The following is a 15,050-nucleotide window of genomic DNA, read 5'->3' as shown; positions in this document are numbered from 1 at the left end:
AAATGAATATGATCAAAACACTGCAACAATTGCAGCAGCTACGGAAACAGGCATTAAATCAATCGAGTAGCCAATTGGCACAACAAAAGCAGCTGTGCCAGCGCTATCAAAATAATATTAATGCGCTTATCTCCTTGGCGCATTTATCATTAACCCTGACCAAGGACGGCGCAACCAAAGTGGCGGCGTCACAAATGGTTAATAATGCTCGCTATAAAAGCCATATTCAGCGAGTGATTGACTGGCAAGAGCAGGAACATATCCTGGCAAAGATTGAGGCCTCTAAGTTGCAGCTTCAGTTGCAACAGCAAGCCCTGCAGGAAAAAACCGTGGCGGTAGTATTGGAGCAACAACAAGAATTGCGTCAGTTGGCCAAAGGGCGCAGTGAGCAGAAAGCCACGGATGCTCAGGCGGTGCAAACTTGGCTGCGCCGCACTGCATAATAAGATGACCGGCAACCTCAAGCATTCAATTTGAGTGCTTGAGGTTGCTCGTTAATCCCCCGCTTTGCGCGGGCGGCCTGTTCTTACCTTACCTGTTTGATGACCCGCTGACATTCTTCGCGCCGCATCAACCCATTTGGCCTATTTCCCGCTAATCAACATTTTTTTCAGTCAAATATTGTTTTCAGTCAAACATTGTTTTCAATCAAACATTGTTTTCAGCCAAATATTGTTATCAGCCAAATATTGTCATCAATCTGGCGCACTCAATTGGAGTGCTTTTTTATAATAATTTGAGTGGAAGATGACAGGCGATAAAAAAATCGCCATAGCGGTTAATACACTATGGCGATGATTTATTAGGGGGAATATCCCATAATATCAATGTGATAAAAATGGGTGGATAAAGGCTATTTAGAGCATCAACCCGCATACAGAAAATCTGATTTTGTTTCTGTCAATGTAGATAGGATATCCATCTGCATATTGAGCAGTACACCATTATGGTGATTTTGCTGGCGGCAAGCATCGGCCCGCAAACGTAAATCAGCCCATAAAGCATAGGAATGCTCACGATAATGTGCCGGCAAGCGAGATATCAATAAATGGATACCCGCTTTATGGGTCGGCAACTGTAATTCTTGCATGAGTAACCGGCGCTCAGTGGCTGTTTTATCAATAGTATTATACAGTTCCATTAACTTTGGATTCAGTAATTTCAATCCTTCAGAATCATGTTTAACCATTAATTCCCGCTGCTTAACCAGTAACTTTTCCAGGGCAATATAACGTTTGCGATCTTCCTGAATGGAAACCAATAACTGCTTAATATTATGCTGTTTTTTTACCGATTCAGATTCCATTGTTGGGTCAGTTCCTGTGGAAGTTGATCATCGCTTTAGCAATATCTGCGCTATTAAGCTGAATTTGGCCCGCTTGAATCTCTGCTTTAGCCGCTGCAATTCGCTCGCCGTCTATTTCTGGCATTGCCTGCAATTGCTTGTGCAGGTCAGCTGTGGACGCAGTATGTTGCGTGGTGTCAGCAATGGCTTTAATGGGGGCTATCGCTTGAATTACTGGGGCATTTTCATTTTTTGCGACGGATGTAGCCGACATCATTTGTTGTTTGTGTGTATTAATTTCCATATAAAATCACCTTATAGTCAGTTGCCGAACGGTGAGCTTAGCGCTGCTGTTTTGTGGTAAATATACCCTTGTTTCTTGAAGTTGCGCCGCTGTCGGTTGCAACTCAGTTACTTGGGTATAGCGTCACAGCCCGGCTAAAACTTAATTCTTCATGCCCCCAGGGGTTAACTCTTCATGCCCAAGGGTTAACTATTCGTAATCCCTAGCATTCTCACTTTGCCGATATCCTCAACAATGGCGCTAATCGTGCGTTTGCTGCTCAGGTTTTTCACTTTGATAAGCTCCCCTTTACGGCCATTTTTCAGAGCTTCACCTAGCATGCGGGCTTCAATGCCATCTTGTTCCGCAATCATCACCACATGCTGACCTCGGGTGACTAAAACCGGTTGTTCCAACTGTGCCGATGTCACTATTTGCAGGTTACGGATCCGCCGTTTGACAGTGAATCCCACTATCTCATCCGGGTTAGTAATGTAGCTGCCTTGTGCTGCCGAAATATTTTTCTTCTTTAATTCAATGTCACTTGGGGCCACCACTTTACCGCGCTCAAGGGTGTTTTTTGCCACCCAAACCGGCAGATAGATATCCGGTTTTACTGTGACGGCCACTTCCCAGCCCTGACCATCACCGCAGCTGATGTCATAGCGTAAACGCGACAAATCACGTTGCCCATTGAGAGGGGCGGCTACGCGAAGCGCACTCTGGCACAGCTTATAGCGGCTGACTTCGGTAGGAATAAAAATATTCATTTTTACGGTGTAGCCCTGCCAATTTTTATTTTTGGCTGTTTGGCTAAGGTCGGCGCTGGCTGCTTGCAAGGCCTGCGCATACACCTGTTTTCGGGTGTTGGTCGGAGCGCTGTGTGCAGTGCTCGCCCACAGGGGGATAAGACAAATAAAGAGACAGACACCCCGGCAGTAACGGCGGATGAAAAAAGTCATTGCTGAGGGGAAAAATTGCTTCCCTTTATGGCGGTTAAATTTCGATAAAACGTTTCTAATCATGATGTTATAAACCTGGCACGTTGTTTGCATTATTGGGTGTGAGTTCGTGCAACAACAGCCTTTAAACATCAAATTAGGACGTATTTTGTGGGCATTGATTTTCAGAAAGCATTAGGGGTTCACCCTGCGGCGATGCAGCTTCGACTTACCAGAGCAGAGCTGCTATCCGCCAACCTGGCCAATGTGAATACGCCAAATTTCCAGGCTAAAGATATTGATTTTGCCGCTGAAATGCAACGGGCAAAACGAGGTGGGGTTGGGATGACATCACCGCAAATGAAATACCGGTTGCCTTATCAACCCTCACAGGATGGCAACACCGTGGCATTGAATGTCGAGCAGGCAAATTTTTCACAAAATGCCCTCGATTATCAAACCAGTTTGTCATTCCTCAATATGAAATTATCGGGATTGAAGCATGCGATTGAAGGGAAATAGGGATGTCATTTAACAATATTTATCGCATATCAGGCTCCGCGATGACGGCCCAAACCATCAGGCTGAACACCATCGCCAGTAACCTGGCTAATGCTGAGTCGCCAGCCGCGTCAGAGGCCACGGTATACAAAGCGCGCAGCCCGGTATTTTCTGCGGTGTATTCCCCCCGCAGTGCTGCGGCACCTGGTGGTGTTGGTGGGGCGCAGGTGCAGGTGTTGGATGTAGTGGAAACTGGCGGGTCAGTACAGCGTTATGAACCCAATCATCCGCTGGCTAACCCGCAGGGTTATGTCTTTTATCCGCAGGTTAATGTGGTTTCGGAAATGGCAGACATGATGTCGGCTTCACGTAGTTTTGAAACCAATGTTGAAGTTCTTAACAGTGTGAAAAGCATGCAGCAAAGCGTGTTGAGGCTTGGAGAACGATAATTATGAATATTAATGAAAACAAAAGCTTATCAGGTAATTCTGGAAATTCTCTCCTACCTGCAGGGGATACCATCACCGGTGATCAGCTTAATAACCAGTTTATGACCTTGCTGGTGGCGCAAATTCAGAATCAAGACCCACTGAACCCAACAGATGGCACCGAGTTTGTCAGCCAGATGGCGCAGTTATCACAGGTTCAATCCACTGAAAATATGGCCAAACTGCTGAAAAGTAACACTGTGCAGATGGAAAAAATGCAAGCCATGGCCACGGCCAATCTGGTTGGGCAAAACGTGATGGTTGAGAGCGGCACTATTGAGTTAGATAACAAGAAGCAAAGTGGGCGTCTTACCTTGCAGCAAGCCGCATCGGACGTAGTGGTGTATCTGACTGATACCGCTGGGCGCGAACATCCGATCAATTTGGGCGAGCAATCCGCTGGCAGTGTGAATTTCACCCTTGATCCCTCGCAACACAAACTTAAACCGGGCAAATACCAACTCAGTGCCGTGAGTAGCTCTGGGGAAGATTTAATTCCGGTGGAATTAGCCGGTGCGGTCAACTCGGTGCGCATTCCATCACAAGGCGGGGCGGCGCAGTTGAATGTCGCCGGTATTGGCGAGGTGCCATACCGCAAAATCAAACAGTTTGGTATTTAACCCAGTATTGGCATTTTTAATGTCATATCGGTAAGCCAATAAAAATAACCTATTATTTTATAAGAGAAAATTGTATGAGTTTTAGTATTGCCAATACCGGTCTGAGTGCTGTAACTGAGCAGTTGAGCACTATCAGTAACAATATTGCCAACTCCGCCACCAAAGGTTTTAAAGCTAGCCGGACTGAGTTTGCTTCAATGTATGCCCAATCACAGCCTTTGGGTGTTGCTGTCAGTGGCGTTTCACAAAGTATTAATAAAGACGGCTCGATTGACCGAACCGGTAATGCGATGGATTTAGCCATTGCCGGCAATGGTTTTTTTGTGGTGAAAAACAGTAACGGTGACGAGGCCTATACCCGTGCCGGGATGTTCACCAGTGATAAAAGTGGCATGTTGGTCAATGGCAGTGGCATGAAATTACAAGGCTATCCGGTTGATGCTGCTGGCAATATACAGACTGGTATTATCAGTGATCTGAAGGTAAGCACCGCTGGCTTGCCAGCAAAAGCTTCCACCCAAATAGACTTTATGGCGAATTTGCCCGCCGGTGCAGCCGTCCCCCTTGCTGCTTTTGATAAAAGTAATCCAGACAGCTATAACAATATGTCTATGTCGACGGTGTATGACTCATTAGGCCGTGAACATGCGGTGGCACAATATTTTGTTAAGAATGCACCACCACCACCCCCTGGCCCCCTCGCCCCTCCTGCTCCAATTGTCAGTGAGTGGACAGTTTATACCGCCATTGATGGTGTTATTCCTGCCAATAACCCGTCACATACCCTTGTCTTTGATGTTTCAGGGGTTCTGACCTTAGGTAACAACATGGCTATCAGTGGGGGGTACGGCTCACCAGGTGCCGCCCCTTACTCTATTGATGTTGACTATGCTGGCACCACGCAGTTCGACTCTAATTTTCTTCCTACCACCAATAAAAGCGATGGCTATACCTCTGGGAGTAAAAATGGTGAGCGCATTGAAAATGATGGTTCGGTCTATGCCACATTTAGTAATGGTGAGCGGATGCTGCAAGGCAGGCTGGTATTAGCCAATTTTGCCAATCCTAATGGTTTAGCGGCTCAAAATGGCACCACCTGGAGTGCAACCAGTAAATCGGGCGCAGCATTATTAGGCGAAGCGGGTTCGGGCATGTTAGGCAGCATTGAAGCGGGCGCATTAGAAGCCTCTAACGTCGATTTAACCGCAGAATTGGTTGGCCTGATGACGGCGCAACGAAATTACCAGGCGAACACCAAAATCATCAGCACCAATGACAGCATGATGAACGCGCTGTTCCAGGTGCTGTAATGGATAAGCTCCTTTATACCGCCGTCAGCGGGGCTAACCGCAGCCTGACGCAGCAAAAAATCCATGCCAATAACCTGGCTAACGTCAACACTCAGGGCTTTCGTGCTGATTTAGAACGCGCCACGGCGACTCAGGTACCGGGCGGCGGCTACAACAGTCGCGTGGCGGTACTTAGCCAAAATGGCGGCGTCGATATGACCGCAGGGAGTTTGCAAGAAACCGGCCGGGAACTGGATATCGCGCTGAAAGACCGTGGGCTGATTGCGGTGCTCAGTGGTGGCCGCGAGGCTTATACCCGTAATGGCCAAATGGATGTCGGCCCTGACGGTGATTTGACCATCAATGGCTTAGCCGTGTTGGGAGATGGCGGCCCGATTGTCTTGCCGCCTTATTCCAGTGTCTCGGTTGCTGATGACGGCACCATCGCCATTATTCCACAAGATGGCGGCATCAAAATGCCCGCAGATGTTGACCGCATCAAACTGGTGGATATTCCGGTTAATCAGCTCAGCAAAAATAACCTTGGGCTATTAGTGGCCGGCCGTGGTGCAGCGCCACGTGATGAAAATGTTCAGGTGGTGAGTAAACATCTGGAAAGCAGCAATATTTCCGCCATCAGCGAAATGACCGCCAGTATTTCCCTCAGTCGCCAATTTGAAGCGCAAATCAAAATGATGAAAGTGGCCGAAGAGTTGGCACAAAACGGTAACCGAATGATTCGCGGCAGCTAATGCCCGCATCAATACATGCTTATTTAATGGATAGTTACACTAGGGAATTGTACTTATGAATCCTGCTTTATGGGTCAGTAAAACCGGCTTGGCAGCACAAGATGCCAAGATGAACGCCATTTCGAACAACCTGGCGAACGTCAATACTGACGGCTTTAAGCGCGACCGCGTGGTATTTGAAGATTTGTTCTATCAAAACCAACGCACCCCCGGTACACCACTGGATCAAAACAATGCGACGCCAAATGGCATTCAGCTTGGCAGTGGCGTCAAAGTGGTGGGGACACAAAAGCAATTTACCGTCGGCAATATTAAGGTCACCAAAGGCGAGCTTGATGTGGCTATTGCTGGCAAGGGCTTCTTCCAGATTGAAACCAGTGACGGCGGCCTGGCTTATACCCGTGCCGGCAATTTAGCGATTAATGCTGATGGCGTGCTGGTTAATGCACAAGGGATGCCGTTGATCCCGCAAATTGAGTTGCCAGCAGGTTCCAGCAATTTAGCCATCGGCAAAGACGGCACGGTGACCGCGCAGGTCGGTGGTGAGTCAGAGCCCGCCGAGTTGGGGCAGATAACACTGGTCGACTTTGTGAATCCGGCCGGTTTAGAAGCGGTTGGCGGCAATATGTATAAAGAAACTGTGGCCAGTGGCACCGCAGTTGAAGGTGTGCCGGGGGAGGAAGCTTTCGGTCAATTGGAACACGGTTCACTGGAAGGTTCCAATGTGCAAGTGGTTGAAGAGATGGTCGACATGATAACCGTACAGCGTGCTTATGAGATGAACGCCAAAATGGTTTCCGCCGCCGACGATATGCTGAAGTTTGTGACACAAAAACTCTAACCGCCAGCATCCCAGTTGAAAAGTGAATGATGAATGAAAAGGTTTTTACTATTTATACCGTTAATGCTGGTGCTCAGTGGTTGTGAAACCCCGGTGTTGCAGGTGCATAAAGACGATGCTGCCTTTGCACCACCGGCCAATCTGGTGCAACAGACTACGGTCAAAGAAGGAGGCGGGCTGTTTCAGCCCGCTTATAACTGGTCACTGTTGCAAGACCGACGCGCGTACCGAGTGGGTGATATTTTGACCGTCAAATTGGATGAGTCCACCCAGTCGAGTAAACAGGCGAAAACCAACTTTGGCAAAAAGAATGAAATGAGCCTGGGTATTCCAGAAATTCTGGGGAAAAAACTGAACAAACTTGGTGGCTCTATTTCCGGAAAACGAGATTTTGACGGCAGCGCGACCTCGGCACAGCAAAATATGCTGCGGGGTTCCATTACTGTTGCGGTACATCAGGTATTACCCAATGGGGTGCTGGTCATCCGAGGAGAAAAATGGCTGACCCTTAACCAAGGGGATGAGTATATGCGGGTTACTGGTTTAGTCCGGGCCGATGATGTTGAGCGGGATAATTCAGTGTCTTCTCAGCGTATCGCCAATGCGCGTATTTCCTACGCGGGTCGTGGTGCGCTTAGTGATGCTAACTCAGCCGGTTGGTTGACGCGCTTCTTTAACCACCCATTGTTCCCAATCTAAGCAGGAGCCAACATGTTACGACGTTATTTTGTACTGGTGGGGCTGTGGTTTGCTCTGCCAGTGGCGATAGCCCAACCGCTGGGAACCTTAGTCGATATTCAAGGGGTTCGTGGCAACCAGCTGGTGGGTTACAGCCTGGTGGTGGGTCTTGATGGTTCCGGTGATAAAAATCAGGTGAAATTTACCGGCCAGTCGATGGCGAACATGCTGCGCCAGTTTGGTGTGCAGTTGCCAGAGAAAATGGACCCCAAGGTGAAGAATGTGGCGGCAGTGGCTATCAGCGCCACCCTGCCACCGGGTTATGCTCGTGGCCAATCCATTGATATTACTGTGTCTTCCATTGGTGATGCCAAAAGCTTGCGCGGCGGCACATTATTACTAACCCAACTGCGCGGTGCCGATGGTGAAGTGTATGCCTTGGCGCAGGGCAATGTGATTGTTGGCGGCATCAAAGCCGAAGGCAACAGTGGTTCCAGCGTAACGGTGAACACGGCAACGGTGGGGCGTATTCCCAACGGCGGCAGTGTTGAGCGCGAGGTCCCGAGTGATTTTCAAAGCAACAGCCAGGTGGTACTTAACCTAAAACGGCCTAGTTTTAAATCGGCTAACAATGTGGCATTAGCATTAAACCGGGCCTTTGGCTCCAATACGGCAGTGGCGCAAAGTGCCACCAATGTGATGGTGAATGCGCCGCAGGATCCCGGTGCCCGCGTCTCCTTTATGTCACTGCTGGAAGATGTACAAATCAATGCCGGCAAGCAATCACCGCGTGTGGTGTTTAATGCACGTACCGGCACGGTAGTGATTGGCGAAGGTGTCACCGTGCGTTCTGCTGCTGTATCTCACGGCAATCTGACGGTCAGTATTCGCGAGAAGAAAAACGTCAGTCAACCTAATCCACTAAGCCAAGGTAAAACCACTACCACGCCGGAGAGTGATATCGAAGTCACTAAAGGCCGCAATCAGATGGTAATAGTACCCAATGGCACGAGGTTGCGCACTATTGTAAATACTATCAATAGCTTAGGTGCTTCTCCCGATGACATCATGGCGATACTGCAAGCCCTGCATGAAGCCGGTGCATTAGATGCTGAACTGGTGGTGATTTAAAGCATCCCTTGCATCTTACAAGGTGTAGCGGTTGGCTGATAACCAATCCAACAAATTGAATTATATCAATTATTTTTGATTATTCAGTCGCCGCTAATCTTAGCTCAACCTCTTTGGGGGACATATATGATTGAAGCAATTAATAAATCAGCCCCGGTGATGCCGGGGAGTATTTCCGGCGATTTACGGCCCGAAAACTTAGAACAGGCGGCGGTGCAATTTGAGGCGCTGTTTATGCGCACCTTACTGACACAGATGCGCAAAGCCGCAGAGGCCCTGGCCGCCGATGATGACCCCTTTAACAGTAAGCAGCAGCGCATGATGCGGGATTTTTACGATGACAAACTGGCTTCTACTTTGGCCTCGCAGCGCAGCAGCGGCATTGCGCATTTGCTGATTCAACAGTTGGGTTCTAAATAGCTTTCCCGTGCCGGCTATTTAAGGATGGAGCCAAAATAGCCGTTTTTAACAGCAAAACAGGTAATAACTGAAAAATTATCACAATAGGGAACAGCATGAATTTCATCAAAACTGCACTTAGTGGAACAAAAGCAGCTCAGGCTCACCTTGATGCCACAGCCATGAATGTGGCGAACATGAAGACTCCAGGTTACTCGCGTCAGCGGGCAGAACAAAGTGCGCTAGGAGCCTCTGGTGTGGGGGCATATGCAGGCAATGGCGTCAATGTTGACGGCATTAAACGTATTTCGGATCACTATTTGGTCAAACAAGAGTGGCAGGCTAATAGCCAGAGTGCGTATTTCAATGGTAAGCAACGTTATTTAGATAAGTTGGAGTCTGTGGTATCGACTGAGAGCACAAGCTTATCTAAAGGGTTAAATGAATTCTATGCTGCCTTGGATGGTGCCACATTAATTCCTGATTCATTGCCGCAGCGCCAAAATATTATCAATAGGGCAGATGCCCTTGCCTTACGTATTAATAATACCAATATGACTCTTTCTGAACAAAAACAGTCAATTGCCAACCAGCGAGCAAGTTGTATTGATCAAATTAATGTGCTGACCAGTGCGATTGCTGATTATAACAAGAAAATTGTGCATTTAGATTCAATCGGTACCAACAGCAACGCATTAATAGATAATCGTGATAAGAAAATAAATGAATTAAGCACCTTGATTGAAACTCGCTCTATTCAGGCGAAAGACGGGAGTTTGAGTCTTTCCCTAAAAAATGGTCAGCCACTGGTTAGTGGATCTACTGCGGCATCTATAACAGCTAATGTGGGGAGGCCAGGCCTTAATCTGAATTTCGTTGGCACCCAATCACTCATAGATATGTCATGCGGTGGCCAACTTGGCTCTTTACATGATTATGAAACCGGCATATTGAACTCGGTGCAAGAGACTATTCAAAATATTGCCAATCACTTGGCAACAGAATTTAACAGGCAATTATTGTTGGGGACAGATTTAGAAGGTAATACGGGGGTTGAGCTATTTGATTTTCAATCAACCAATCCCAAAGGAATATTACAAGTTAATGCTATCAGCTTAAAACAATTGGCATTGGCTGGCAGCGGTAATGGGCCTGGCGATAACACCAACTTACACGAACTAATTGCGATTAAAGATAAACCAATCACTTTCAATGGTATCCAGAATACAAAACTAAGTGATGCTGCTTTTGGGTTATTAAGTGATGTTGGTGTGGCGAGTGGCCGTAATAAAACCGAGTTAACAGCCGCAAGAGATGTATTAAATCAGGCGATTCGTGAGCGCGACAGTGTTAGTAGCGTTGATAAAGACGAAGAAGCCATAAACTTGATGGAATATCAACGTGTTTATCAATCTAATATTAAAGTTGTCTCCACCGGCGATCAATTATTCCGTGATCTATTAGCCCTATTTTGAAAATAAATAAAGAATAAGGATGTTTCAATGAGAATAACTACTTCAATGATGGCGACAGCCGTGCAGCAGTCGGCTAGTAATAGTAACGCAGCGCAAGAGAAGCTATCAAGGCAGATAAATAGCCATCGTAAAGTTATTGTGCCCTCTGACGACCCCATTGCCAGCACATGGATGGCACAATTAGAGCAAGAACAATCGGCGATCGAACAATATCAACAAAATATAACCCGGTTAAATAACAGTTTGTCCAAGCAGGAAAAAAGTGTCACTGCATTAAAAAATGAATTAACAGATATTAAAGATGAACTACTGTCGGCTGCGAGTGATAGCCGTGGGAGTTTAGATATGGCAAGTTACGGTAATTCTATCGGTGCTCGTTTAGAAACTATTGTGACATTCTTAAACAGTAAAAGTGGTGAAGGTCGCTATATTTTCTCTGGCACCAATACAGATACTTCACCTGTTAGTTATGATGCGACTACTAGCGAGTATAGCTATGCTGGGAATAGTGATTACCGCGAAACGACGACGGCAAATGGGATAAGTGTTCGTGAAAATACCCACATACATGAAGCCTTTGGTTTGCAATCTGTGGGGGGGCAGAACACACTGACTCAGCTTAAAGCCTTGTGTGAGGAAATGAAAAATGGTTCAGATAAATCCACTTATTCCAGTAAGTTACAAGATGCTCTCGGTTTGGTTGATGATGCCACCAACTATCTGGCCGCTACAGAAACAGAATTAGGGAGTCGCCAAAATCGTATTGAGTTACTTTCGCATACCCATACAGAAAATACAGAGGCCAATAGTATTATTGCTAGTGAGTTGGTTGGGTTAAATATGTCTCAAATTATGGAAAAGAATAATGAATTAATCAATCAGCGAGTTGCTTTACAACACACTTTTCAAATATATGCCGAGATTAACAAACTTTCCCTTTTTAACTTTATATAAGCTGAATAATTGATATGCAGGTAGGATTTAATACCACTCAAGGGCTTCGTGGAAACAAAGCATCCAGTCACCCGCTGGCTGTTCATCAACATCAAGCTGTTAATGGTGATAAGCAGAGTAAAGTAAAAGCGAACTTCCCAGACTCGCCATTTATATCCAGCCAGCCATTACGTTATAACGTGCAGCTTAATCAGCAGTTGACCTCTTTACAGCAAGCTGACCGGTATTTGCATGAGGCTGAGCGGCAAATTGCGCAATTGCATAATGCAGTACAACAGGGGAAAGGCAGCACTGAAGTTCAGCAATTAGCCGAGAAAACAGTTGATTGGTTGCAGCGTCGGGTATTAACTTCGGCCAATACAGTTGATCGGCAATTAAATATCGCGCTGGAGCAAACAGTAAAAGTTAATTTTAGTTGGCAGGATGCTAATCGTGTATTGCAAACATCACAGGAAGAAACTTTACTTTTTTCTTCTCAAGGTGCTGAAACTAAAGTCGTTGCTATTCGTTTTCCTGCCGAGGGTAATATTCGCCAGAATTTATTGGCATTGAATAAAGGGCTGGGGCGTTTAGGTATTCACGGCGAACTGACCCCACATGGGCAGGTTAGATTTAGTATTGACGAACAAGATTGGCAGGGAATTAATCAACTGCATGTTCGTGGTGAGGGGCATCGTTTTGGTTCCAGTGATATGCAACCGTTAATGCTGACGGCTGAGACTGCGTTAGTTGATGAGGTTCGCCATATTACCGAGCAGCCCCTGGAGGCTAAAAAGCATTTGGGCAGTATGCAACAGGCATTAACTCAAATGACTGGGCAAATGCGGGAGCTTAATGAACATAAGCAAAAGGTACACAGAAGCATTGAAAGTATGGGTAACTTCTCTTCATCACGTTCAGTACAGTTAATGGCAGAGTCATTGGCAGGTAAATTAGCTGAGGGGAAAACGCACTATAACCTGTTGTTACAGGCACTACATGGACAAGGAAATATACACAACTCAACAGTAAGAAATTTACTAGGAAGTTAACTTTTGGGTTAACTCCACTTAGCATAATAGATTGAATAAAAGGGGGGATAATTATCCTCCCTTTTTTTTGTCTCCTAACACAATACCACTTTGGCCAAATAACAATGATTGCCCATCAATGACCATTGGTGTCATATACACGGTGTTATGGACTAAATAATCTAAAAAGCCATCAATCATACGACCGGATGTTGGGTTATTAAAAAATATTGGGCTGTAACCAAAACTGAGCTGGCCGTTTGAGGCATCGTTCACGGTAAATTTACCCTTAAAAATAAAACGATTATCATTAGGACTAGTAATTGTACTGATCACGCCACTTTGTGTTGTTGTAATTCGGGCGTCATATATCTCTTTTTGTTGCGACAACAAATCATAGAAGCCTATTTGCAGTTGGGCCTGGAAAGGTTGTTGCGGACTAATTTCAGAAGAGACCCGGGCCGCTAATGAAAGAAATAGCACTAGAGTCGTCAGCATTATGCCGTTTTTAACAGTGAGCCATTTCATTGATTTTTCTCCCCATCTCTTGGTAAATCAAATTATTGAGCGACTGTTCGCTTTGACGCCAATGGTAGATAGTCATAGCCAGTTGCTTATTTTCACAGGTGCTTTCTATCGAAAAATTAACATCTAAACGCCTTAGTGACACGAAATAATAAACAGTAATATGCATATTTATCGGTTTTAATTGCTTATTTATAACGTAAAAAGTTTCTTTTAAGCGCCGGTTAAGATTTTCTTTATCTTGTGATGATAACTGTGAGTCAACCAACTGGAAAATACGGATGTTGCTGTACATCCCTTGGTCTTGTTCTACCGCCTGATAGTTGGGTTCTGTGGTCTCCTTATAGAAGAAATAGCTACTACCGGCCCCCATAATGATGAGCAGCAATACCAACAAAATAACCACCCAACGATTCAGAGCATAATGTTTTTTTGCTCCCTGTAACTGGGCTGTAACCGCTGTAGTGGCAGGGGGAAACGCAGTTTCCTCATTGACGCGCGGATCAACAATAACCGTGGTTTCTGAAGATTTCTCTAATGGCGACTCGTCAGCTGAAATAGATGACAAGCTGTGAATTTTGCTCTTGTCATTTTCAGATTCGGTAAGATTATCAGCAAGATGCTCGGTCTGAGGAATGACTGAGTGTTCTTCTGGTGGTTCTGCTGATTGTTCTTCTTCCTCCTCTTCTTCTTCAATTATTTCGCAAAAGGCAGGGTCCAGTAAATAACCCAATTTTGGGATAGTCTGAATAATGCGCTGTTGTTTGTTTTCGTCACCCAGTGCGACACGCAGAGTATGAATTGCATTCGGTAAACTGTTATTGCCAATAACACGGCGGTGCCACACTAAATCTGTTATCTCATCGCGGGATAATATTTCACCTACGTGTTCCAGCAGCACAGTGATTAATTTTAATTGATATTCGCCAAGGCGCTTTGTTTCCCCTGTCTTTCTATGGGTAATAAATCCCGAAATCAGGTTGATTGCGTAGTCATTAACGACATATTTTTTTCTTATCATTTTTATGTGCAAGTAGTTGTAAGTGACGATAGCCGTATTGCTATCCAAGTGTTAACACAGGAAAATGTCGAAGAAAATACACGATGACAACATATCGCCTGAGTCGGTAAAAAAGAATTTAAGTATTTATGCTAAGTGTAAAACTTTGCAGGATAACCCGCCTGAATAGAAACGGTTCTTAACTCATTCGAGATGAATTTATTTTAAAATCCGACTTTCACCACATAAATATTATGATTCAAGTTGGATAAAATAATCAACTAAATCATTGGGTATTTTTATTGCCATGATTTGTATGATTTTTTAATTGCTATTAGAGTAATAAGTGTCTTGTTTCTCTATTTGCAAGAAAAAAACAATGAAGGTTATTGTTTTATTGTAATGAATAATTAAGCATGAAAATCGAATATTAATTTTATACGTTTTTAGCTTTTATAAGGTTAAAGATAAAGTTCTTCTTTATATTGTGAAAAATGGGTTAGTTAATAATTTTATGGCACTTATTTAATTTTGTCTTGTTATGGGCCGCTTTTCCTCAGTACCACGGGCGCTAATGGTTAGCCCCGAACAGAGGAAAATACTCTCATGGCCATGTCCATTTTTACCAATGCTTCAAGCATGTCAGCAATCAACTCAATGAACCGTGCTAATGCATCACAGACTGTTTCTGCAATGCGTATGACCACAGGCAAGCGCATCAATTCTGCATCTGACGATGCAGCGGGTATGCAGATTGCTTCCCGTCTGAACAGCCAGGTTCGCGGCATGAATGTGGCAATGCGTAATATTTCAGACACTAAATCTATGCTGAAAACAGCGGAAGGGGCTTTTGTCGAGTCAGACAATATCCTGAACCG

The 15,050-nt window shown here is 45.3% G+C and carries 19 protein-coding genes; 14 read left to right on the top strand and 5 right to left on the bottom strand.

Annotated elements, in window-relative coordinates; translation table 11 throughout:
* Positions 1-2: 2 nt before the first annotated feature.
* A complete protein-coding gene (fliJ, locus tag YROHD0001_RS01295) occupies positions 3-443 on the top strand; it encodes a flagellar export protein FliJ (protein ID WP_004716630.1) in 441 nt (146 codons plus the stop codon).
* 422 nt (positions 444-865) lie between these two features.
* On the opposite strand, the gene flgN is transcribed toward fliJ, so the two are convergent.
* The 3 genes from flgN to flgA all read right to left on the bottom strand — a co-directional run bounded on the left by flgN (position 866) and on the right by flgA (position 2,623).
* Positions 866-1,306, bottom strand: a complete 441-nt coding sequence (flgN, locus tag YROHD0001_RS01300) for a flagellar protein FlgN (RefSeq protein ID WP_004716628.1) — start codon at positions 1,304-1,306, stop codon at positions 866-868.
* 7 nt (positions 1,307-1,313) lie between these two features.
* The gene (flgM, locus tag YROHD0001_RS01305; protein WP_004716627.1) at positions 1,314-1,589 is read right to left on the bottom strand and encodes a flagellar biosynthesis anti-sigma factor FlgM; all 276 of its coding nucleotides are present in this window, start codon (positions 1,587-1,589) and stop codon (positions 1,314-1,316) included.
* 185 nt (positions 1,590-1,774) lie between these two features.
* Positions 1,775-2,623, bottom strand: a complete 849-nt coding sequence (gene flgA, locus YROHD0001_RS0118800) for a flagellar basal body P-ring formation chaperone FlgA (protein WP_032818245.1) — start codon at positions 2,621-2,623, stop codon at positions 1,775-1,777.
* Positions 2,624-2,680: 57 nt separating this feature from the next.
* On the opposite strand from flgA, the gene YROHD0001_RS01310 reads away from it, so the two are divergent.
* The 12 genes from YROHD0001_RS01310 (at position 2,681) to YROHD0001_RS01360 (ending at position 12,668) form a co-directional block, all read left to right on the top strand.
* Positions 2,681-3,031 carry a flagellar basal body protein gene (locus YROHD0001_RS01310; protein WP_004716625.1) on the top strand — a complete coding sequence of 117 codons (351 nt, stop codon included), beginning with the start codon at positions 2,681-2,683 and terminating at the stop codon, positions 3,029-3,031.
* Positions 3,032-3,033: 2 nt separating this feature from the next.
* Positions 3,034-3,459 (top strand): flagellar basal body rod protein FlgC, encoded by a 426-nt coding sequence (gene flgC / locus YROHD0001_RS01315; protein ID WP_004716623.1) that lies wholly within the window; start codon positions 3,034-3,036, stop codon positions 3,457-3,459.
* A gap of 2 nt (positions 3,460-3,461) precedes the next feature.
* On the top strand, positions 3,462-4,118 hold the full coding sequence (gene flgD / locus YROHD0001_RS01320) for a flagellar hook assembly protein FlgD (RefSeq protein ID WP_004716622.1): 657 nt from the start codon (positions 3,462-3,464) through the stop codon (positions 4,116-4,118).
* A gap of 74 nt (positions 4,119-4,192) precedes the next feature.
* Positions 4,193-5,428 (top strand): flagellar hook protein FlgE, encoded by a 1,236-nt coding sequence (gene flgE, locus YROHD0001_RS01325; protein ID WP_004716619.1) that lies wholly within the window; start codon positions 4,193-4,195, stop codon positions 5,426-5,428.
* A complete protein-coding gene (gene flgF / locus YROHD0001_RS0118795; protein WP_032818242.1) occupies positions 5,428-6,159 on the top strand; it encodes a flagellar basal-body rod protein FlgF in 732 nt (243 codons plus the stop codon). Before flgE ends, flgF begins: the two co-directional genes overlap by 1 nt.
* 55 nt (positions 6,160-6,214) lie before the next feature.
* Positions 6,215-7,000 carry a flagellar basal-body rod protein FlgG gene (gene flgG, locus YROHD0001_RS01330; protein WP_004716616.1) on the top strand — a complete coding sequence of 262 codons (786 nt, stop codon included), beginning with the start codon at positions 6,215-6,217 and terminating at the stop codon, positions 6,998-7,000.
* 33 nt (positions 7,001-7,033) lie between these two features.
* A complete protein-coding gene (flgH, locus tag YROHD0001_RS01335; RefSeq protein WP_032818240.1) occupies positions 7,034-7,699 on the top strand; it encodes a flagellar basal body L-ring protein FlgH in 666 nt (221 codons plus the stop codon).
* A gap of 12 nt (positions 7,700-7,711) precedes the next feature.
* Entirely contained in the window at positions 7,712-8,809 is a 1,098-nt protein-coding gene (locus YROHD0001_RS01340) for a flagellar basal body P-ring protein FlgI (RefSeq protein ID WP_004716612.1), read from the top strand.
* 126 nt (positions 8,810-8,935) lie between these two features.
* On the top strand, positions 8,936-9,229 hold the full coding sequence (locus tag YROHD0001_RS01345) for a rod-binding protein (RefSeq protein ID WP_004716610.1): 294 nt from the start codon (positions 8,936-8,938) through the stop codon (positions 9,227-9,229).
* A gap of 95 nt (positions 9,230-9,324) precedes the next feature.
* Positions 9,325-10,683 (top strand): flagellar hook-associated protein FlgK, encoded by a 1,359-nt coding sequence (flgK, locus tag YROHD0001_RS01350; protein WP_004716608.1) that lies wholly within the window; start codon positions 9,325-9,327, stop codon positions 10,681-10,683.
* Between the two features lie 27 nt (positions 10,684-10,710).
* Positions 10,711-11,637, top strand: a complete 927-nt coding sequence (locus YROHD0001_RS01355) for a flagellin N-terminal helical domain-containing protein (RefSeq protein WP_081452084.1) — start codon at positions 10,711-10,713, stop codon at positions 11,635-11,637.
* 14 nt (positions 11,638-11,651) lie between these two features.
* Positions 11,652-12,668 carry a hypothetical protein gene (locus YROHD0001_RS01360; protein WP_004716603.1) on the top strand — a complete coding sequence of 339 codons (1,017 nt, stop codon included), beginning with the start codon at positions 11,652-11,654 and terminating at the stop codon, positions 12,666-12,668.
* A gap of 51 nt (positions 12,669-12,719) precedes the next feature.
* On the opposite strand, the gene YROHD0001_RS20605 is transcribed toward YROHD0001_RS01360, so the two are convergent.
* Positions 12,720-13,175 carry a hypothetical protein gene (locus YROHD0001_RS20605; protein WP_032818238.1) on the bottom strand — a complete coding sequence of 152 codons (456 nt, stop codon included), beginning with the start codon at positions 13,173-13,175 and terminating at the stop codon, positions 12,720-12,722.
* Positions 13,156-14,193 carry a transcriptional regulator gene (locus YROHD0001_RS01370; protein ID WP_032818236.1) on the bottom strand — a complete coding sequence of 346 codons (1,038 nt, stop codon included), beginning with the start codon at positions 14,191-14,193 and terminating at the stop codon, positions 13,156-13,158. Before YROHD0001_RS01370 ends, YROHD0001_RS20605 begins: the two co-directional genes overlap by 20 nt.
* A gap of 585 nt (positions 14,194-14,778) precedes the next feature.
* On the opposite strand from YROHD0001_RS01370, the gene YROHD0001_RS01375 reads away from it, so the two are divergent.
* Positions 14,779-15,050 (top strand): flagellin N-terminal helical domain-containing protein (locus YROHD0001_RS01375; protein ID WP_004716598.1); only part of this gene is annotated, 272 nt, incomplete at its 3' end.

The sequence above is a fragment of the Yersinia rohdei ATCC 43380 genome (assembly GCF_000173775.1).
Classification (GTDB): domain Bacteria; phylum Pseudomonadota; class Gammaproteobacteria; order Enterobacterales; family Enterobacteriaceae; genus Yersinia; species Yersinia rohdei.
Note: the sequence above shows the minus strand (reverse complement) of the source record. Positions and strands in the feature narration are given on the sequence as shown.